At 55.4% G+C, this 20,093-nt stretch carries 17 protein-coding genes; 4 read left to right on the forward strand and 13 right to left on the reverse strand.

Annotated features, from left to right (window positions below; translation table 11 throughout):
• Window positions 1-38: 38 nt before the first annotated feature.
• The gene (guaB, locus tag ACIP6T_RS10535; RefSeq protein WP_097096438.1) at window positions 39-1,505 is read right to left on the reverse strand and encodes an IMP dehydrogenase; all 1,467 of its coding nucleotides are present in this window, start codon (window positions 1,503-1,505) and stop codon (window positions 39-41) included.
• A 169-nt stretch (window positions 1,506-1,674) separates the two neighbouring features.
• Between guaB and xseA the strand changes: the two genes are divergently transcribed.
• The 4 genes from xseA (at window position 1,675) to ACIP6T_RS10555 (ending at window position 4,718) form a co-directional block, all read left to right on the forward strand.
• A complete protein-coding gene (gene xseA / locus ACIP6T_RS10540; RefSeq protein ID WP_097096437.1) occupies window positions 1,675-3,045 on the forward strand; it encodes an exodeoxyribonuclease VII large subunit in 1,371 nt (456 codons plus the stop codon).
• A 50-nt stretch (window positions 3,046-3,095) separates the two neighbouring features.
• Window positions 3,096-4,121, forward strand: a complete 1,026-nt coding sequence (locus ACIP6T_RS10545; RefSeq protein WP_400456803.1) for a M4 family metallopeptidase — start codon at window positions 3,096-3,098, stop codon at window positions 4,119-4,121.
• The gene (locus ACIP6T_RS10550; RefSeq protein ID WP_097096435.1) at window positions 4,106-4,432 is read left to right on the forward strand and encodes a protealysin inhibitor emfourin; all 327 of its coding nucleotides are present in this window, start codon (window positions 4,106-4,108) and stop codon (window positions 4,430-4,432) included. The genes ACIP6T_RS10545 and ACIP6T_RS10550 overlap by 16 nt, the downstream gene beginning before the upstream one ends.
• A 103-nt stretch (window positions 4,433-4,535) precedes the next feature.
• Window positions 4,536-4,718 (forward strand): general stress protein, encoded by a 183-nt coding sequence (locus ACIP6T_RS10555; protein ID WP_045814915.1) that lies wholly within the window; start codon window positions 4,536-4,538, stop codon window positions 4,716-4,718.
• Window positions 4,719-4,802: 84 nt separating this feature from the next.
• Here ACIP6T_RS10555 and ACIP6T_RS10560 read toward each other — a convergent pair whose 3' ends face one another.
• The 12 genes from ACIP6T_RS10560 to pbpC form a co-directional block, all read right to left on the reverse strand.
• Window positions 4,803-7,241 carry a glucose/quinate/shikimate family membrane-bound PQQ-dependent dehydrogenase gene (locus ACIP6T_RS10560; RefSeq protein WP_097096434.1) on the reverse strand — a complete coding sequence of 813 codons (2,439 nt, stop codon included), beginning with the start codon at window positions 7,239-7,241 and terminating at the stop codon, window positions 4,803-4,805.
• Between the two features lie 325 nt (window positions 7,242-7,566).
• Complete coding sequence (locus tag ACIP6T_RS10565; protein WP_097096433.1) at window positions 7,567-7,794, reverse strand: zinc ribbon domain-containing protein; 228 nt, start codon at window positions 7,792-7,794, stop codon at window positions 7,567-7,569.
• 129 nt (window positions 7,795-7,923) lie between these two features.
• Entirely contained in the window at window positions 7,924-9,414 is a 1,491-nt protein-coding gene (gene der, locus ACIP6T_RS10570; RefSeq protein ID WP_400456807.1) for a ribosome biogenesis GTPase Der, read from the reverse strand.
• Between the two features lie 178 nt (window positions 9,415-9,592).
• Window positions 9,593-10,774 (reverse strand): outer membrane protein assembly factor BamB, encoded by a 1,182-nt coding sequence (bamB, locus tag ACIP6T_RS10575; RefSeq protein ID WP_097096431.1) that lies wholly within the window; start codon window positions 10,772-10,774, stop codon window positions 9,593-9,595.
• Between the two features lie 19 nt (window positions 10,775-10,793).
• Complete coding sequence (locus ACIP6T_RS10580) at window positions 10,794-11,411, reverse strand: YfgM family protein (RefSeq protein ID WP_097096430.1); 618 nt, start codon at window positions 11,409-11,411, stop codon at window positions 10,794-10,796.
• A 39-nt stretch (window positions 11,412-11,450) separates the two neighbouring features.
• Window positions 11,451-12,725: a histidine--tRNA ligase gene (gene hisS / locus ACIP6T_RS10585; RefSeq protein WP_097096429.1), complete on the reverse strand. Its 1,275-nt coding sequence runs from the start codon at window positions 12,723-12,725 to the stop codon at window positions 11,451-11,453.
• Window positions 12,726-12,831: 106 nt separating this feature from the next.
• Window positions 12,832-13,953 carry a flavodoxin-dependent (E)-4-hydroxy-3-methylbut-2-enyl-diphosphate synthase gene (gene ispG, locus ACIP6T_RS10590; RefSeq protein WP_097096428.1) on the reverse strand — a complete coding sequence of 374 codons (1,122 nt, stop codon included), beginning with the start codon at window positions 13,951-13,953 and terminating at the stop codon, window positions 12,832-12,834.
• 38 nt (window positions 13,954-13,991) lie between these two features.
• Complete coding sequence (gene rodZ, locus ACIP6T_RS10595; RefSeq protein ID WP_400456810.1) at window positions 13,992-15,008, reverse strand: cytoskeleton protein RodZ; 1,017 nt, start codon at window positions 15,006-15,008, stop codon at window positions 13,992-13,994.
• Window positions 14,998-15,732, reverse strand: coding sequence for a type IV pilus biogenesis/stability protein PilW (gene pilW / locus ACIP6T_RS10600; protein WP_097096426.1), 735 nt, complete (start codon window positions 15,730-15,732; stop codon window positions 14,998-15,000). Before pilW ends, rodZ begins: the two co-directional genes overlap by 11 nt.
• 75 nt (window positions 15,733-15,807) lie before the next feature.
• The gene (locus ACIP6T_RS10605; RefSeq protein WP_097096425.1) at window positions 15,808-16,977 is read right to left on the reverse strand and encodes a bifunctional tRNA (adenosine(37)-C2)-methyltransferase TrmG/ribosomal RNA large subunit methyltransferase RlmN; all 1,170 of its coding nucleotides are present in this window, start codon (window positions 16,975-16,977) and stop codon (window positions 15,808-15,810) included.
• A 188-nt stretch (window positions 16,978-17,165) separates the two neighbouring features.
• Window positions 17,166-17,597 carry a nucleoside-diphosphate kinase gene (gene ndk, locus ACIP6T_RS10610; RefSeq protein ID WP_007884899.1) on the reverse strand — a complete coding sequence of 144 codons (432 nt, stop codon included), beginning with the start codon at window positions 17,595-17,597 and terminating at the stop codon, window positions 17,166-17,168.
• 169 nt (window positions 17,598-17,766) lie between these two features.
• Entirely contained in the window at window positions 17,767-20,088 is a 2,322-nt protein-coding gene (gene pbpC, locus ACIP6T_RS10615; protein ID WP_400456813.1) for a peptidoglycan glycosyltransferase PbpC, read from the reverse strand.
• Between the last annotated feature and the right edge of the window lie 5 nt (window positions 20,089-20,093).

A 20,093-nucleotide genomic window follows, 5' to 3' on the forward strand; every position in this document is an offset into this window, starting at 1 on the left:
AAGCGCCCGGCTGGTGCCGGGCGCTAAATTTTACGGGATTATGAACCCATGCGGTAGTTTGGTGACTCTTTGGTGATGGTCACGTCATGCACGTGGCTTTCGTTGATGCCCGCGCCGCTGATACGTACGAACTCTGCCTTGGTGCGCAGGTCGTCAATGGTGCCGCAGCCGGTCAGACCCATGCAAGAGCGCAGGCCGCCCATTTGCTGGTGCACGATCTCTTTCAGGCGGCCTTTGTAGGCAACGCGCCCTTCGATACCTTCTGGTACCAGTTTGTCTGCCGCGTTATCGCTCTGGAAGTAACGATCTGAGGAACCTTTTGACATTGCGCCCAGTGAACCCATGCCGCGATAAGATTTGAACGAGCGGCCTTGATAAAGCTCGATTTCGCCCGGGGATTCTTCGGTACCGGCCAGCATTGAGCCCACCATAACGGCTGCTGCACCGGCTGCGATCGCTTTAGCGATATCGCCAGAGAAGCGGATACCGCCATCTGCAATCACCGGAATACCGGTGCCTTCCAGCGCGGCAACCGCGTCAGAAACGGCTGTGATTTGTGGCACGCCAACGCCAGTGACGATACGCGTGGTACAGATTGAGCCCGGGCCGATACCCACTTTCACCGCGCTCACGCCGGCTTCCGCCAGCGCCAATGCGCCTGCGCCGGTCGCTACGTTGCCGCCGATGATTTCGAGGTTTGGATATTTTGCGCGGGTTTCACGAATACGCTGCAATACGCCTTCTGAGTGGCCGTGTGAAGAGTCAATCAGCAGCACGTCAACACCGGCAGCCACCAGCGCATCAACACGCTCTTCGTTGCCCGCGCCTGCGCCAACCGCTGCACCGACGCGCAGACGGCCTTCCGCATCTTTACAGGCGTTAGGTTTACGTTCGGCTTTCTGGAAATCTTTAACGGTAATCATGCCCAGCAGGTGGAAGCTGTCATCAACAACCAGCGCCTTCTCAACACGCTTTTCGTGCATTTTGTGCAACACGACTTCACGTGCTTCACCCTCTTTCACCGTCACTAAGCGCTCTTTCGGCGTCATCACTGCAGAAACCGGCAAGGTCAGGTCAGTCACAAAACGCACGTCACGACCGGTGATGATGCCCACCAGTTCGTTGTCGGTGTTCACCACGGGATAACCAGCAAAACCGTTACGCTCGGTCAGCTCTTTAACCGCCGCCAGCGCGGTGGTCGGCAATACGGTTTGTGGATCGGTTACCACGCCGCTTTCGTGTTTTTTCACCTTGCGAACTTCATCCGCCTGGCGCTCAATTGACATATTTTTGTGGATAAAGCCCAATCCCCCTTCCTGCGCCAGCGCAATAGCCAGACCCGCTTCAGTTACGGTGTCCATTGCCGCCGAGAGCATTGGGATGTTCAGACGAATGTTTTTTGTCAGTTGCGTGCTGAGATCAGCGGTGTTGGGTAAAACAGTGGAGTGAGCGGGAACGAGCAGAACGTCGTCAAATGTGAGGGCTTCTTTCGCGATTCTTAACATTGCAATATCTCCACCTGGGGGCGATTAAAACAGATAAAATATTGCCGCGGCATTATACAGGCCGAAACCGATTGCCTCCAGTGTTTTTTCAGAAAAAGTCTTGATCCTCAGGGTGAGCAATGTAGTATCAGTTGATTAACCCTCTGATTTAAAATTTGATCTACATCACATGTCGCTACCGCCAACCGCCAATATTTTTACTGTCAGCCGCCTGAACACCACGGTGCGTCAACTGCTGGAAAATGAGATGGGCCTGGTGTGGCTCAGCGCTGAGATTTCAAATTTTACCCAGCCCGCTTCCGGCCACTGGTACTTCACATTGAAGGATGATGGTGCGCAAGTGCGCTGCGCGATGTTCCGCAACAGCAATCGTCGCGTCACTTTCCGTCCTCAACACGGCCAGCAAGTTTTAGTGCGCGCCAGCATTACGCTGTATGAACCGCGTGGTGACTATCAGCTGATTATCGAAAGCATGCATCCGGCAGGCGAAGGCTTGCTGCAACAGCAGTTCGAACAGCTGAAGGCGCGTTTGGCGGCAGAAGGTTTATTTGATCAACAGTTCAAACAGCCGCTGCCGGATCCAGCCCGTCAGGTGGGCGTGATTACCTCCGCCACCGGAGCGGCGCTGCACGATGTGCTGCGCGTGCTGCATCGTCGCGATCCCTCCTTGCCCGTCATCATCTATCCCACGGCGGTGCAAGGCGTGGATGCGCCGGCCGGGATTGTGCGCGCCATTGAGCTGGCCAACCAGCGTGATGAGTGTGATGTGCTGATTGTGGGACGTGGCGGCGGTTCACTGGAAGATTTGTGGAGCTTCAATGACGAACGCGTGGCGCGGGCGATTTTTGCCAGTCGCCTGCCCATCGTCAGCGCCGTCGGGCACGAAACCGATGTCACCATCGCCGACTTCGTTGCAGATTTACGCGCGCCAACGCCTTCTGCGGCGGCAGAACTGGTGAGCCGGAACCAGCTGGAGCTCTTACGCCGTTTGCAATCGCAGCAGCAGCGTATGGAGATGGCGATGGATTTCTATCTGGCACAGCAGCAGCGCCGCTTCACCCGTATCCAGCATCGCTTACAGCAGCAGCATCCGCAGCTGCGTCTGGCTCGCCAGCAAACCGCGCTGTTTCAGCTGCAGCGCCGTCTGGGCGAAGCAATGGACCAGCGCATGCGTGTGGCGAATCGTCAGCAGGACCGCCTGCTGCAACGCCTGAACGCACAGCAGCCGCAGGGACGTATTTTGCGCGCTCAGCAGCAGCTGCAGCAGTGGCACTATCGTTTACAGCAGGGCATGGAAAAACAGCTCAATCATAATCGTCAGCGCTTTGGCAACCTGGCCGCGCAGCTGGAAGGCGTGAGCCCTTTGGCGACGCTGGCGCGAGGCTTCAGCGTCACCACTGACACGCAAGGTCAGGTGGTGAAGAAAACCCAGCAGCTGAGTAAAGGCGATCTCCTACGCACCCGGCTGGATGATGGCTGGGTGGAAAGCCAGGTTACCGCGCTGGAACCGCAGAAATCCCGCAGCCGTAAAGCGCGTTGATAGGTTAAAAACTATACTTTTGACATATTCATTTATGATCAGGAGTTAGTATGCCTTTTAGCGTTATTCCTCCCTACATGCTGCGCAATATCATTGATAACTGCACCGGTGCGCAGCAAGACTACGCGCGCCGCACTCTAACGCACGTGCAACAACTGATGGGTGAACATAACCATCAAGCCCCCAGCGTCGCCACTGCCAAACCAGGCATCGTACAGCGCGCGATTTACGACGCCGAAGGCACGCAAAATCTACCGGGTACGTTAATCCGCGCAGAGGGTCAGCCGGAAAACGGTGATGTCGCTGCCCAGGAAGCCTGGGATTATCTTGGCATTACCTACGATTTCTTCTGGCAAACCTACCAACGCAATTCACTGGACAATAAAGGCCTGAAGCTTGATGGCACCGTGCATTACGGTAAGGAGTACCAGAACGCCTTTTGGAACGGTCAACAGATGGTATTTGGCGACGGTGATGGCCAGATATTTAATCGCTTCACCATCGCACTGGATGTGGTGGCCCACGAGCTTACGCACGGCGTAACGGAAACCGAAGCCGGACTGATTTACTTCCAGCAGGCTGGCGCCCTGAATGAATCAATGTCGGATGTGTTTGGCTCGCTGGTGAAGCAGTTCCATCTCAAGCAGAGCGCCGATCAAGCTGACTGGATTATCGGCGAAGGATTGCTGGCACAGGGCGTTAATGGTCGCGGGCTACGCTCGATGTCGTCACCTGGCACCGCTTATGACGACCCGGTGTTAGGCAAAGATCCGCAGCCGGCCGATATGCAACACTACATCGAAACGCGCGACGACAACGGTGGCGTGCATTTGAATTCCGGTATTCCCAATCGGGCATTTTATCTGGCGGCAAAAGCGCTGGGTGGCTTTGCGTGGGAAATCGCCGGGCAGGCCTGGTACGACACATTGTGCGATAAAACCCTGCCGCAGGATGCTGATTTCAGCACCTTTGCGCGCTTTACCGTGCAGCACGCCAATCAACAGTTTAATCAATCAGTGGCGGAAAAAATTCAATCCGCCTGGCAGCAGGTGGGCGTAACGTGGACATCCAACTGACCGACGACGCCATCATCGAGCTGGCACGTGAAGGCGGTATCGCCTTTATTCCCAAGTTGCGCGGTGAGCGGCGCTTTGCGTTGTCAGAATTGCCTGAACCGCAAAAGCAGCGCGTCTGCCAGGTATTGGAACAGGCCATGCCGCTCGGCGAACCAGAGGATCAGGCTGCCAATCTGGGGCACGGAGACCAGCGTTACTATCGCATTCAAATCACCTATGCCACCCACCGTGAGGCCAGAACATTAGTGATGTTAATTCCCGAGCAGCTGGCGCCACCCGAGCTGCAATCGCTGTGGCGCGACGGCGAATAAGTTATAAGATATCTCTCAAGGAAAGACATAACTTATTGACTATACTCATTATGTGGCTAGCTAGTCCACGTCGAAGAAAACACCCTTAGATGAGGTCTCTGCTATGACACAAAAAAAGCAACGAGGTGGTGCCGGGAACTTTGCAGAGGACCCGGAGCGCGCCAGGGAAGCAGGTAGCGCTGGCGGCAAAGTCAGCGGGGGTAATTTCAGAAACGATCCTGAAAGAGCCAGGGAAGCTGGAAGAAAAGGAGGTCAAAAAAGCCGCCGCCCTTCTAAGCAGCAGTGAATAAGGTACCTTGAGGGATAAAGTGCGCTAAGGATGGTAAAAAAAAGGCCGACATCATGATGTCGGCCTTTCTCATAGTGGAACTTATTTGCTGTCTGGCAACGCGTAAGCAATCACGTAATCACCACGGTCTGGCGATTGACGTGCGCCACCTGCGGAGATCAGGATGTACTGTTTGCCGGTTTTTGGCGAAACATAGCTGATTGGACCGCCCTGGCTGCCCACTGGCAGACGTGCTTTCCACACTTCTTTACCGGTTGAGCTATCGAAAGCGCGCAGATAGTAATCCTGCGTACCGGCAATAAATACCAGGCCGCCCTGCGTGGCCAGCGTGCCGCCTAATGTCGGCATACCAATTGGCATTTTCGCGCGCATTTTGATGCCGAACGGACCGGTATCTTCTACGGTACCAACTGGCACCTGCCAAACGATTTGGCGCGTTTTCATGTCAATCGCCGACAGTGTACCGAACGGCGGTGCCTGGCAAGGAATACCCAGCGGAGACATAAAGCGGTTTTTATTCACCGCGTAAGGCGTGCCTTTCAGCGGAACCGCACCCATACCGGTGTTGATCGCTTCACCACCGTTGCTGGCAGCCGTTTTGCTGGTGTCCTGCGGGATCATCTGTACCCACAGGCCCAAACGCATATCGTTGACGAACATGTACTGATTGTTCGGATCAAACGAAATACCGCCCCAGTTCATACCGCCCAGGGAACCAGGGAAGCTGAGGGATTTATCGGTATCCGGCACGGTGAACAGCCCATCGTAACGCATGCCTTTAAAGGCAATACGGCACACCAGCTGGTCGAACGGCGTTGCGCCCCACATGTCAGACTCGGTCAGCTTCTGGTTACCAATGCCCGGCATCTCCACTGAGTGCGGCTGGGTTTTGGTGTACTGCTCGTTCGGGATATGGCCCTGCGGCATCGGTTGCTCTTCAACTTTCGTTAAAGGCTTGCCGGTCAGGCGATCCAGCACCCAAATCATGCCGGTTTTGGCACCGATGACCACGGCTGGCTTATTGGTGCCATCCTTCATAGGGAAGTCGACCAGGCTCGGCTGCATTGGCAGGTCGAAATCCCACAGATCGTTATGTACGGTCTGATAAACCCACTTCTGCTTACCGGTGGTTGCATCCAGCGCCAGGATGGATGCGCCGTAAGTGTGATCCAGTTTGGTGCGGTTCGCACCCCACAGATCCACTGACGAACTACCCATCGGCAGGAACACGGTGTTCATCGCCGGATCGTAAGACATCGGCGCCCACGAGTTTGGTGTGCTGCGGGTGTAATCTTTGCCCGGCATCAGGACCGCATTAGGATCGTCGTTGCCTGGGTCAAACGCCCAACGCATCTGGCCAGTGATCACGTCAAAACCACGCAGCACGCCGCCAGGCATGTCAGTTTGGACATTATCCGCGACGCGACCACCCACCACTACCGTGGTTCCGGCCATCGCAGGAGGCGACGTCAGCTGATATTGCGGATCGGGCGCGTTACCCAGACCGATTTTCAAATCAACCACACCGTGCGTACCAAAGCTGTCACACAGCTCACCGTTGTCGGCGTTGATAGCAATCAGGCGCGCATCAATGGTATTCATCAGAATACGACGCTGGCAGGTATCGCCTGCGGGCAGCACGGCGGCCGTGACCGGCGTTGAACCCGGCTGGCTTGGCTGCTGCAAGGGTTTAGTCGCATCGAAGTAGGCTAAACCACGGCAGCGGTTCCACACTTCAGCCTGCGCGTTGATTTCACGTTTCCAAATTTGCTTACCGCTATCAGCGGCTACCGCAATCACGTTGTTGTGTGGAGTGCAAAGATACAGCGTGTTGCCAATCTGCAGCGGAGTTTGCTGATCTTCCGCACCGTTGCCCGTTGGGCTGATCGGCGTATCGCCCGTATGGAACGTCCAGGCAACCTGCAGATCTTTCACATTATCGCGGGTAATCTGATCGATGGCTGCGAAACGGTCGCCACCCGGCGTACGGCCGTAGCTGCTCCAGTCCTGCTGCGGTTTCGATTTATCCACCGGAATCAGCGGCAGCTCTTTGCCATCAAACGCCACGGTAGGATGCGGCTGGAACATCTGCACGAAAGTCACCACCATGCCAACCGCGATAACCGCGGACAGTACATAGGAGACTTTCGCCAGGGAGTTTTTGCCTTCACGCTTACGCAGGGCTGGCCAGGTGATGAATGCCAGCAGCATCAAGCCAGCCGGAACCATCAGACGTGATACCAGCGGCCAGAAATGCCAACCAGCATCAAACAGTGACCAAATCAACGTACCGGCAAACACCAGAATAAACAGCGTGACGGCGGATGATTTGCGACGGAAGAACTGGACGGCCGACAGCAGCATCACGATACCGGCGATGAGGAAGTACCAGCTGCCGCCCAGCGCCACCAACTTGCCACCGCCGATAGCGAAGAACAAGCCGATTGCAACCAGGACCAGGCCTAACAGTACAGACCAGATGCTCAGCCCTTTGCCGGGACGAGCGGAATTTTCTGCCATAACAAAAACTCTCCTGAAAAAATAACGCGCTGGTGCCGGTAAGCCTGTGGCAGCCGGTATTGGCTCCTGCCGAGGCGGGAGACAAGAACATACCTTTACGCTTTATTTTATATCTATTGGTACGGGAGCAAGGCCCGTGATTCGTCGCTTGTGAGCGAGGACACAACGCAGATGAGAGTGATTCTCGCCCCAAGGCGGCAGGATTGTACCACCTGGTACATTAAAAAGTGAACATCCATAACGCGGTAGTTACTGGTTAATAGCATTTTTGCTACAAACCGGGTCGTAACCTATTAATAAATAGACCAGCGTAGAATGACATTTCTTAGGAGGCAGGCAGATCAGGCACAAACTCCACGCGTTTTTTCGAGATTAAACCGTCGCCATGCTGACAAAAATAGTCCACGGCGCCGCAGGCTTTCAGCACCTGTAAGGGTTGATGGCAATCAGGACATAAGGCGATGTGTTCGAAATGACGTTCACAGCTGGAGCAGTTAAATCCGGTTTCATCGTGAGTCAGCGGCTGCTGGCAGATTGGGCATGGAGAATTCATAGATCATCCTCTGCATTTGGCGGTTGGTCGCCATAAATGGCGCCCCTACGTTTAAAGCGCTCGGTTTTCGCAGGGTGCGCATTCATACGCACCTGCATAAAAAAAGGGCCCTGCTGGGCCCTTCTCATTTTAACGCTTGTTTTTCTTCAGATGCGACATCAAACGCTGACGTTTACGCTGCTGCGTTGGCGTCAACAGGTTGCGTTTGCCCGCGTACGGGTTATCGCCTTCTTTGAACTGAATGCGAATTGGCGTGCCCATCACGTTGAGTGAACGACGGAAGTAGTTCATCAGGTAACGCTTATAAGAATCCGCGAGATCCTTCACCTGGTTACCGTGGATCACCACGATTGGCGGGTTATAACCACCGGCGTGCGCATATTTCAGCTTCACGCGGCGGCCTCGCACCAGCGGTGGCTGATGATCGTCGGCTGCCATGGTCATGATACGCGTCAACATTGCCGTGCCCACACGCTTGGTGGAGCAGTCGTAGGCTTCGGTCACGGATTCGAACAGGTTACCCACGCCGCTGCCGTGGAGAGCTGAAATAAAGTGGATGCGCGCAAAATCGATAAAGCCCAGACGGAAGTCCAGCTGCTCTTTGACTTCATCTCGCGCTTCCTGCGTCATGCCGTCCCACTTGTTGACCACAATCACCAGTGAGCGCCCACTATTCAGGATGAAGCCAAGCAGCGACAGATCCTGATCGGAAATTCCGGCACGCGCATCAATCACCAGCATCACCACGTTAGCGTCTTCAATTGCTTGCAGCGTTTTGATGACAGAGAATTTTTCTACCGTCTCGGTAATTTTACCGCGCTTACGGACGCCAGCCGTATCAATCAGAATATACTCGCGCTCGTCACGTTCCATCGGAATGTAGATGCTGTCGCGCGTGGTGCCCGGCATGTCGTAGACCACAACGCGATCCTCACCAAGAATACGGTTGGTGAGCGTTGACTTACCTACGTTTGGACGACCAACGATAGCCAGTTTGATCGGCAGTGTAGTTGGGTCGAAATCTTCTTCTTCCTCTTCCTCCAGCGCCTTCTCGCCATCTTCTTCTAATGCGGCCCAATAGGCGGCGTTCTCTTCTTCTTCCGTGAGTTCCACTTCTGGAACGATTTCGTCCATCCACGGCAGCAAGGCGGTTTCCAGCAGGCTATTCACGCCGCGGCCATGCGACGCTGCAATCGGGTGAATTTCACCTAAGCCCAGCGCATAGAAATCCAGCACTGCCGCTTCAGGATCAATTCCATCCGTTTTGTTGGCGACGACAAAGGTCGCTTTCTCGCGTGCACGCAGATGATTGGCGATTTGCTGATCCGCCGGCATGACGCCCGCGCGCGCATCAACCATAAACAGCACCACATCGGCTTCTTCAATCGCCAGCAGTGACTGTTCCGCCATGCGGTTTTCAACGCCTTCCTCGGTGCCATCAATACCGCCGGTATCAATAACAATGAATTCGCGCCCTTCCACTTCGGCGCGACCATATTTGCGATCGCGAGTCAGTCCAGGAAAATCCGCTACCAGCGCATCACGTGTGCGTGTTAAACGGTTAAATAGCGTAGATTTTCCCACATTGGGACGCCCAACCAGCGCGACCACAGGTACCATAAGACTTGCCTCAGTTTTTTAAATAATTCGCCAGAATGGCGTGATTATAACGATATTTGACGCCAGACGTCAGGCTGAAGGCGCAAAGAATACCATGCCTGACTAAAAACGAAACGGCCCCTGACGAATCAGGAGCCGTTTAAGCGAGCGGAAAATGGATTCCCGCAGAGCCAAATCCTTAACGGGTAATGGCGTAAACCTCACCGCCTTTCGCCTGGATTAGCAGCTTGTCACCGGCAACAACCGGTTCAGTCTGGAAGCCATCGCTATCCAGTTTCTGCTGCGCCACGAAGCGTCCGTCAAGCGTGTTGATCCAGTGCAGATAACCTTCGCTGTCACCCACCACCAGATAACCGTTGAACAGCACGGGCGAAGTCAGGTTGCGATGCAACAGGTCGCTTTGACGCCAGATAGCCACGCCACCGTCAGCATTAAGCGCAATCACACGGTCATCTTGATCGACCAGATAGATACGTCCCGCATCGACCACCATGTCTTTCACACCACCAATCTCACGTTTCCACAAGATCTGACCGGAACGCAGTTCCAGCGCGGTAAGGTTGCCATTATAGGCCAGCGCATATACCACACCGTTAACCACGACAGGTGTGGTATCGACATCACTCAGACGATCGATTTCAGTGGCGCCACTTGGCTGAGAAATACGTTGCTGCCAGATCAGTTGGCCCTGATTGAGAATGACTGCACTCACACGGCCGTTATCACCGCCAACGATCGCGCCGCCGAAGGCAACAGTAGGTGCAGATTCACCGCGCAGCGACAGCGCAGGCATATCGAGGTTTACGCTCCACTTGATCGCGCCAGTGCTCTGATCAAGTCCCTGCAACATACCGTTGCTGGTGTGAATCAGAATCAGACCATCGCTCACAACCGGACGCGACAATGCTTCACCGGCCACTTTGGTCTGCCAGGCAATACCACCGTCGCTGGTATTCAGCGCAAATACCTGACCACGTTCGCTACCGATATAGATGCGGTCGCCGTTGGCGGTTACGCCACCCGAGAGCAGTGCAGAGATGTTTTTAGAGAAGAAGCCGGTTTTCTCAGAGAGATTAACCTTCCATTTCTCTTTGCCATTGCTGGCATCAAGCGCTTTAACCACGCCAAAACGATCCGCGGCATACACGGTGCCATCTAGCCAGGCTGGATGCAGATTGGAATAGAAATCACCCACGCCATCGCCAACAGACGTGCTCCACGCCGTTTGCGGCGTAAACTGGTTTTCTACCTTTGGCAGCGGGGCCATTTTCACTACATCTTCTTCGCCGCTGAACAGCGAGCAACCGCTGAGCAGAGTGACTGAAATCAGCCCTGGCAGCAGGTATTTACGTAATTCCATGTGCGCTCTCTTGACTGGCTTAACTTAAGTTATTCATCTTCATCTGCAGCATTTGCTTCAGCGCAGGAGAGGCCTGCGATTCAGCACCTTTGCTCCAGGCATCACGTGCGCCCTGCTTATCGCCTTTGCTCAGCAGTGCTTCTCCGCGAATATCCGCCACAATGGCTGTCCAGCCATCACCCTTGACATTGTTAAGGGTAGAAAGGGCGGCATCGGCCTGACTTTGCTGCAATTGAATGCGTGCCAGACGCAGGTTAATTACCGCCTGCAGGTTGGCATCTTTGGTATCTTTCAGCCCACTCTGTAACAGAGCGATTGCTTTGTCTAACTGATTGGCTTCAACGTACTGCTTAGCCAGATCCAGCGATGCCAGCGCACCATAGGTGTTGTTATTTTCGCTGGCGAATTTGGCTACCGCGTCCAGCGTTTGCGGCTTGTCAGCCTGCATCGCGCTGGTCAACTGCTGGTACTCTGCTGATGCCGCTTTATCGGTTCCTTCCTGATGGCTGGACCAAAAACGCCAGCCACCCAGCGCAGCGATACCGATGATCACGCCAACGGCCAGGAATTTGCCATTGTTGGCAAAGAACTGACGCAGCGCGTCAACTTGTTCGTTTTCGTTGCTGTAAACTTCCACGCAATCCCTCTCTTTAAAATGGCTGTTGCAGTGCTGCGGTTACTGCAGCAGCGTGCGCAACGTCGCAGCGGCGTCGCTCTGAGCCAGCGTCTGTTGATCGCCGGTACGCAAGTCTTTAACTACCACCTGGCCCGCTTTCACTTCATCTTCGCCCAGCACCAGTGCAATGCGTGCGCCCCACTTGTCTGCACGGGCAAACTGCTTCTTGAAGTTACCGCCACCAAAGTTGGTCATCAACTTCAGCGCCGGCTCGGCATCACGCAGTTTTTCCGCCAGTTGCATCGCGGCGGACTGAACGCCCTGCCCCGAAGCGATAACATAGACATCAACAATGCGCGTCGGTTCAAATTCTGGATTAACCGCCTGCACCAACAACACTAAACGTTCCAGGCCCATGGCAAATCCGACGGCTGGCGTGGCTCGGCCACCCAACTGTTCGACCAGGCCATCATAACGTCCACCAGCGCATACGGTACCTTGCGAGCCAAGACTGCTGGTGACCCACTCGAATACGGTACGGTTGTAGTAATCGAGGCCGCGCACTAAACGCTGATTGACGCGATATTTGATGCCGGCGTCGTCCAGCAGCGCGCACAGGCCGCTGAAGTGCTCACGTGAGTCTTGATCAAGGAATTCACCGAGCGTCGGTGCATCGTTGAGCAGTGTCTGAATATCAGGATTCTTACTGTCGAGTACGCGCAGCGGATTGGTATACATGCGGCGCTTACAATCTTCGTCCAGTGCTTCTTTATGCTGCTCAAGGAACGCTACCAGCGCATTACGGTAGTCAGCGCGCGCCTCCAGCGAACCGATAGAGTTCAGTTCCAGCTCAACGTGATCGGCTATTCCCAGCGCTTTCCACCAGCGAGCGGTCATCATGATCAGTTCGGCATCGATATCCGGACCCTGCAGACCAAAAACTTCCGCACCAATTTGATGGAACTGGCGATAGCGACCTTTCTGCGGGCGTTCATAGCGGAACATAGGGCCAACGTACCACAGGCGTTGTTCCTGATTGTACAGCAGACCGTGCTCGATACCGGCGCGCACGCAACCTGCGGTGCCTTCCGGACGCAGCGTCAGGCTTTCACCGTTGCGGTCTTCAAAGGTGTACATCTCTTTCTCAACCACGTCGGTGACTTCACCGATTGCACGGCTGAACAACGGGGTGTGCTCAACGATTGGCAGACGGATTTCACTGAAACCATAGCTGGCCAGCACCTGCTTCAGGGTGCCTTCAATACGCTGCCAAATCGCGGTATCCGCCGGCAGGTAATCGTTCATCCCGCGAATCGCTTGAATATTCTTCGCCACGTTAGAATCTCTTTAAGACAAAAAAACCTGAGCGGCATCATACCTTATGAGGATGAAACCGCACAGGTTCAATCACAAACTGGTACGCGATGCGCGCGTACCTTGGTTATTTTTCCAGCTGCTGTACGTTGATACGACGGCTTTCATCCAGCATGGAAGCTTTAGCACGAATACGCGCTTCCAGCTGATCGATCATGTCATCGTTATCGAGGCGATCGCGCTGTCGCACGCCATCTTCGTAGAAGCCACTTTTCTTGGCTCCGCCGGTTACGCCGAGGGTAGAAACCGTGGCTTCGCCCGGACCATTCACCACACAACCGATGATCGAAATATCCATTGGCGTGATGATGTCCTCCAGACGTTCTTCCAGCGCATTCACTGTGCCAATGACATCAAACTCCTGACGTGAACAGGTTGGGCAGGCGATAAAGTTGATGCCGCGCGAGCGGATACGCAGGGATTTGAGGATGTCATAGCCCACTTTTACTTCTTCAACTGGATCGGCTGCCAGTGATATACGCAGCGTATCACCGATGCCTTCGGCCAGCAGTAGGCCTAAGCCAATCGCCGACTTCACCGAACCGGCGCGTGCGCCACCCGCTTCGGTAATACCGAGGTGCAGCGGCTGATCGATGGCTTTCGCCAGCAGGCGGTAGGATTCAACGGCGAGGAAGACGTCCGAGGCTTTGACGCTCACTTTAAACTGATCAAAGTTGAGGCGATCGAGATGATCCACATGGCGCATAGCGGATTCGAGCAGCGCCTGCGGCGTTGGCTCACCGTACTTTTCCTGCAGATCTTTTTCCAGCGAACCGGCATTAACGCCGATACGAATGGGAATGTTGTAATGCCGCGCACAATCCACCACCTGGCGGATACGCTCATTGTTACCAATGTTGCCCGGGTTGATACGCAGGCAATCCACGCCATACTCGGCGACTTTAAGCGCAATGCGATAGTCAAAGTGAATGTCCGCTACCAGCGGCACGTTGACCTGTTGTTTAATCAGTTTGAAGGCTTCAGCCGCATCCATGGTCGGAACGGAAACGCGAACAATATCCACCCCGACGCGCTCAAGCTGGCGAATCTGGTTGACGGTCGCGTCCACATCGGTGGTGCGGGTGTTGGTCATTGACTGAACGGCGATGGGCGCACCATCGCCAACTGGCACCTTGCCGACGTAAATCCGTGTTGATTTGCGACGGATAATGGGTGCTTCGTTATGCATATTCTCTCTCCACAATTCCCCGGAAAGCGCGCTGCGCGTTATTGCGCACCCAGCGTCAGACGGGCAACCTGGTTATTACGGATAAAACGACTTAAATCAACGGGCTGATTCTGATATTGCACGTCAACCGCACTCGGTGCGCCAATTTTCAGACGATACGGAGCCGTACCAGACAAACTCAGTTTACCGCCGCTACGTTGTAAACCGCTGAACAATTTCTTGCCGGTTGCATCGCTCACTTCCAGCCAGCAATCGGCCTTGAAGTTCATCACTACGGTATTTGGATCGCCTGCCGGCTGGCTGACTGCCGCGTTAGCGGTAGGCATTTGGCCGGCCGGAACGCTGTTAGCAGGAGCCGGAGACGTGGCCGCTGGCGGCGCATTATCAATCGGTGCCTGGCTTGGTGAAACCACGGCGTTAACGCTACCGTTGGTTTGCGCAGTATTGCTCGCAGCAGGCGCGCTGCTCGCGGTGTTGCTTTCAGGCGTTGCGACGGCACCCGCACCGTTATCGACTGGCGTACCGGCTGCATTGGTATCCGCATCGGTATTGCTGTCGGTGCTGTTATCACCCAGTGGAATGGATTGGCTGTTGTCGCCGCTGCCATTTTGGTCGGCCATCGACACCAGATCCGCCTGTGACGCTTTATGGTTCTGCCACCACCACGCACCGGTTAAACCCACTACGACAAAAATCACCAACCAGGTGAAGATCATCAGCCAGCCATCGCGCTTTTTACGACGCTTACCCAATGAGAAGCTCTGCATTGGCTCGATCTTAGCGGCACGCACCGGAGCCTGTTTTGCCATCATCGGCAGCAGGTCATCTTCCGGCACATGCACCAATCGGGCATAGGAGCGAATGTAGCCGCGCAGGAAGGTAGAAGCTAAATCAGCGGGTGATTTATCCTCTTCAATATCACGCACGGTAGTAAGTTTCAGGCACAGGCGTTCAGCGACGTTTTGCTGGGTCAGCCCCATTTGCTCACGGGCCAGACGCAGGCGTTCACCTGTGGAATGTACTGCAGAATTCTCTTGAGTGGCTTCAGTATTCATTAGCTAAATAACGCTGGTACTGTATCGATTGTGGAAAACTTCGCGCCAACCGGTCGCCATAACGTGTAACGTCAGCAGCGTTTCCCTGTTGCGCGGCGAAACGTATCTGTAACCATGTGCTCTCTGCCGTTGCAGGCAAATGCTGATGGTACACTTCTAAAAGCAGCGGAACCGACGTATGTTCCGGCTGTTCAAGCCGCCTTTCCACTTCCCTTAGCAGTTGATTGCCCTGCTCCGGTGCGGCATCCAGCGCGTAACCTAACTGCTCGCGCGCTGCGGCACTCTCATCAGCTTGCAGGTAACAATAGCCCGAAAACAGAAAAGCATCCTGACGAGCGTCGATCTCCTGCGCGGTAATTGCCAGCTTAAACTGTTGATGCGCTTCGTCATACTGCCTTAAACCGCAGAGAAACGCACCGTAATTGTTAGCCACATAACCATTCAGCGGCGCTAATTGCTGCGCCCGTTGATAGTGCCAACGTGTTTGCGCGCTATTCTGCTGCGCCTGCGCCACGCGAGCCAGGGCCAGCGAGACACGATAATCATCCGGTGCTGCCTGCTGAGCACGCAATAAATTGCGCTGTGCTGCGGCATAATCCTTCACCGCCAGGTAGTGCAATCCGAGCTGCAGGCGGATATCCGCTGCACTCTGCTGTACAGGATGATTGACACAACCGGTTACAACAAAACCAGCCAGAATCGCTGCGGGTAATCCGTTACGCATTTCAGTCTCTCCCTAAAAAGTGTGCGGAGAGACTGACACGAGTTACGCCCGGTGAGTATCACCAGGCGCTGGCTTTCAGAGCGCCTTCACAGAGATGGCTTCACCCGCCATTTTCTTACGCAATGTCCGCTTGGTGCGGTCAATCACATCGCCCGCCAGCTGACCGCAGGCGGCATCGATATCATCACCACGGGTTTTACGCACGATAGTGGTGAAACCGTAATCCATCAGCACTTTAGAGAAGCGATCGATACGGCTGTTAGAGCTGCGGCCATAGGGCGCGCCTGGGAACGGGTTCCAGGGAATCAGGTTGATTTTGCACGGCGTCTCTTTCAATAACGCTGCCAGCTCATGGGCATTGTCGGTGCTGTCGTTAACGTGATCCAACATCACATACTCGATCGTCACACGGCCCTGATTGGCGTTAGACTTGCCGATGTAGCGTTTTACCGCCGCGAGGAAAGTCTCGATGTTGTACTTTTTGTTGATCGGCACGATTTCATCACGAATGGCATCATTCGGCGCGTGCAGTGAGATTGCCAGCGCTACGTCGATCATATCGCCCAGCTTATCCAGCGCCGGCACCACGCCTGACGTTGACAGCGTCACGCGACGTTTTGACAAACCGAAACCGAAGTCATCCAGCATGATATCCATCGCCGGTACCACGTTGTTCAGATTGAGCAGCGGTTCGCCCATGCCCATCATTACCACGTTGGTAATGGGGCGCTGACCGGTGATTTTCGCCGCACCGATAATTTTGGCGGCGCGCCACACCTGGCCGATAATCTCAGACACGCGCAGATTGCGGTTAAAGCCCTGCTGCGCCGTCGAACAGAATTTGCACTCTAGCGCACATCCCACCTGCGAGGAGACGCACAAAGTGGCGCGGTCAGCTTCCGGGATATACACGGTTTCCACCAGCTGATCGCCTACGCGAATCGCCCATTTAATGGTGCCATCGCTGGAACGCATCTCTTCCGCCACTTCCGGCGCACGAATTTCAGCGCGCTGCATCAGTTTGCCACGCAGCACTTTGTTGATGTCGGTCATCTGCTCGAAATCATCGCAGCAGTAGTGGTACATCCACTTCATAACCTGATCGGCACGGAATGGCTTTTCGCCCATTTCAAGAAAGAATTCGCGCATCTGCTGACGGTTAAGATCCAGCAGGTTAATTTTTTCGTTTTTTGGGGAAACAACCACGGGGGAAGCGGACGACGGCGTCACAATCTGTTCGGACATAATGTTCTCTGGCCTCGTTGTTACACGTTACGGCTCTGGTTAATAGTAGGAAAAAAACAGCGCCCTCGCTGAGTCGGACTCAACAAGGGCGCATAATTGTACTACATCTGCTGCATGATGCCAGGGGAACCGTTTCACAGATGTTGAACAGCTGTAAACACGCGTGTCCGCTTAGGCATCAACGCGACTTAGCGAGTGCGTGGGCAGACTTCGTTTTCTGCGAAGAAGTACGCGATTTCGCGTGCTGCAGATTCAGCAGAGTCAGAACCGTGGGTTGCGTTCTCGGTGAAGCTGTCTGCGTAGTCAGCACGCAGAGTGCCTGCCAGCGCGTTGTCTGGGTTAGTTGCACCCATCAGATCGCGGTGACGCTGAACGGCGTTTTCGCCTTCCAGCACAGAAACCACAACTGGACCAGAAGTCATAAATTCAACCAGACCATCAAAGAATGGACGACCTTTGTGCTCAGCGTAGAAGCCTTCAGCCTGCTCTTTGGTCAGGTGCAGCATTTTTGCGCCAACGATTTTGAAGCCCGCGCTTTCAAAACGGTTATAAATTGCACCAATCACGTTCTTAGCGACGGCGTTTGGTTTCACGATTGAGAAAGTACGTTCGATTGCCATGTTGACCTCTAGTTAGCATCCTGAAGAATCCGGGAGTCCGCTCCCGGTAAGAAAACGCGCCGATTATAGGGATATCGTTGGGCGTTGCCTATTGGCGATTGGTGGAATTATTGAAAATAATTGATTTTTGTCGGGGCGCGCAGGCAAAAAATATGCCATATCGCTCTACTTAACCGCGAGTGAATACCACCGATGACAGCTGCCCGGCTTCATCCATCACCACTAATTGATAGTTGCCCGGTTGGTCCAGCACTAACCCCGCACTATTTTTCCCGGCATCCCGCTCCAGCGGCTCTCCATTCAAAAACCACCAGCGCTCGGTACCTTGGCCGCCCTGAACGGCGACCGGCATTACCAGCACTACCTTGCCCGGCAGCGGCTGCACGCGCTGGCCGCTGATGACACCAGTGATCACCAGCGGCGGCGCATTGCCCTGATTGAGCGGCGGACAGGCGGGATCGATGGGCGGTAAACGCTGCGTTCGCCGCTCTGCAATCGGCAGCCATGGCTCAAGCGGCAATGGCCACATCACACGTTCGCGGCTTTGCGCGTCAGGACAATCGGCCGCCACCCGCAAACCGTGGCTATTCTGCCAGTAGCGCTGGCGCAAGCCATTGACGCTTTCCTGGCCCGGCGCCAGCAGCGTCGGCGGCACGGTTTGATTCAGTACCCAACTTTGACGGCGCTGACGGCAATTTTCGTCGCCTAATGGCAACGGCTGTCCGCCGGGCCAGCAAATGCTCATTGCGCTGACAGAAGCTGGACGAGGATCGCGTGGCACGCTCACCGCCCCGTGTCCGGCCAGCAGATGATTGACCTGATTCATCACTGGCACTGCCGAAGCAAATCCAAACTGTCCGGCGACCGGCGTGGCATCCGGCCGTCCCACCCACACGCCAATCAAATAGCGCGGCGTGATACCTATGGTCCACGCATCGCGATAGCCGTAACTGGTGCCGGTTTTCCACGCCAGCGGCGCAACATCGGCGACTGCGCCACTGGCCGGCGGTTGCGCTGCACCCGCCAGAATTCGCCGTACAATCCATGCGGCACCTGGCGACAACAGCCGCCTTTCTTGCAACGGCTGTGTCGTCAGCCAGCGAAGCTGCGCCGCGTTACCGTGTCGGGCAAAAGCGCTGTAGGCCGCCACAATGTCATCCATCCGCGCACCGGTACCGCCAAGGATCAGCGACAGATTAGGTTCTGCTCCCGCCGGGAAGCGTAGGTTTAGCCCCACATTACGCAGTCGTGCAGCGACCGTTTTCGGCCCCAGGGCATCCAAAAGCTGCACCGCTGGCAGATTCAGCGATCGCTCCAGCGCTTCACTGGCGCTTACTGGCCCATGGAAGCCCGAATCAAAGTTGCCAGGACGATAGTCGCCAAAGCGGCGCGGTACATCCTGCAACAGTGATTCGCCATGAATCAGCCCCTCATCCAGCGCCATGCCATAAACAAAGGGTTTTAGCACCGAGCCCGGCGATCGCACGCTGGCTATCATGTCCACATGACCAAAGCGGCTGTCGTCAGTGAAATCCGCCGATCCCACATAGCCCCGCACCTTCATGCTCTGATGATCCACCACCAGCAGCGCCAGCGAGGTGCGCGGCGGCAGGTTGCTTTTTAGCGACGCCGCCAGATTTTCCAGCTCGCGCTGGAGCGACAGATCAATTGTGGAGGTAATTTTGTTGTCGGGTGATAGCGACAATAAGCGCCGGGCCAGCAGTGGCGCACGTTGTGGCATCTGGCGCGGCGGTAGCCAAACGGCTTCTTGTTTGATTTCGGCGACATCTTGCATCGACCAGACGTGATACTCAGCCAACCGATCCAGCACTTTATTGCGTGCCGCTGCGGCGCGCTGCGGCCAGCGGTCCGGACGTAAGCGGCTCGGTGCCTGTGGCAGCACCGCAAGCAGCGCGGCTTCACCTTTGGTGAGCTGTGACGGCGGCTTTCCCAGCCAAATCCAGCTCGCCGCGCCAACGCCTTCCACCGTGCCGCCGAAAGGCGCGCGATTAAGATAGAGCGTGAGAATATCGCGTTTGGAGAGATGATATTCCAGCTGCAGCGCACGCCACGCCTGCACCACTTTACCGCGCACGGTGCGCGGGTGTGGATCGATAAGTCGTGCTACCTGCATGGTGATAGTGCTGCCACCGGAAACCACCCCGCGATGCAACACGTTTTGCCCAATGGCGCGAACAATCGCCAGTGGGTTAATGCCGGGATGGCGCCAGAACCAGCGATCTTCGTAGGTGAGCAGCGCCTCAATATAGGCGGGTGACACCTCATCAAGAGTGACCGGGTAGCGCCATATGCCTTGCGGGTCTGCAAAGCGCCACAGCGGCGTGCCATCTTCTGCCACCACCACGCGCGCCGGTTGTACTTCACGCAGCGGCAATGGCATGAGGCGATCCAGCAGCCACAGCGCAGCCACCAGCAGCAGTAAACAAAGCGGCAGCCAGCGCCACCGCTTTGAGCGGTTCCTCCTACCCATCAACA

This window comes from Pantoea sp. NPDC088449 (assembly GCF_044753225.1).
Classification (GTDB): Bacteria; Pseudomonadota; Gammaproteobacteria; order Enterobacterales; family Enterobacteriaceae; genus Pantoea; species Pantoea floridensis.

Excerpts from the sequence above, each read along its gene's own strand:
- der (WP_400456807.1), bottom strand. The coding sequence starts at position 9,414 with ATGGTACCTGTGGTCGCGCTGGTTGGGCGTCCCAATGTGGGAAAATCT.
- ACIP6T_RS10555 (WP_045814915.1), top strand. The coding sequence starts at position 4,536 with ATGACACAAAAAAAGCAACGAGGTGGTGCCGGGAACTTTGCAGAGGAC.
- xseA (WP_097096437.1), top strand. The coding sequence starts at position 1,675 with ATGTCGCTACCGCCAACCGCCAATATTTTTACTGTCAGCCGCCTGAAC.
- ndk (WP_007884899.1), bottom strand. The coding sequence starts at position 17,597 with ATGGCAATCGAACGTACTTTCTCAATCGTGAAACCAAACGCCGTCGCT.
- pbpC (WP_400456813.1), bottom strand. The coding sequence starts at position 20,088 with ATGGGTAGGAGGAACCGCTCAAAGCGGTGGCGCTGGCTGCCGCTTTGT.
- ispG (WP_097096428.1), bottom strand. The coding sequence starts at position 13,953 with ATGCATAACGAAGCACCCATTATCCGTCGCAAATCAACACGGATTTAC.
- rodZ (WP_400456810.1), bottom strand. The coding sequence starts at position 15,008 with ATGAATACTGAAGCCACTCAAGAGAATTCTGCAGTACATTCCACAGGT.
- bamB (WP_097096431.1), bottom strand. The coding sequence starts at position 10,774 with ATGGAATTACGTAAATACCTGCTGCCAGGGCTGATTTCAGTCACTCTG.
- pilW (WP_097096426.1), bottom strand. The coding sequence starts at position 15,732 with ATGCGTAACGGATTACCCGCAGCGATTCTGGCTGGTTTTGTTGTAACC.
- ACIP6T_RS10605 (WP_097096425.1), bottom strand. The coding sequence starts at position 16,977 with ATGTCCGAACAGATTGTGACGCCGTCGTCCGCTTCCCCCGTGGTTGTT.
- ACIP6T_RS10545 (WP_400456803.1), top strand. The coding sequence starts at position 3,096 with ATGCCTTTTAGCGTTATTCCTCCCTACATGCTGCGCAATATCATTGAT.
- ACIP6T_RS10565 (WP_097096433.1), bottom strand. The coding sequence starts at position 7,794 with ATGAATTCTCCATGCCCAATCTGCCAGCAGCCGCTGACTCACGATGAA.
- guaB (WP_097096438.1), bottom strand. The coding sequence starts at position 1,505 with ATGTTAAGAATCGCGAAAGAAGCCCTCACATTTGACGACGTTCTGCTC.
- ACIP6T_RS10560 (WP_097096434.1), bottom strand. The coding sequence starts at position 7,241 with ATGGCAGAAAATTCCGCTCGTCCCGGCAAAGGGCTGAGCATCTGGTCT.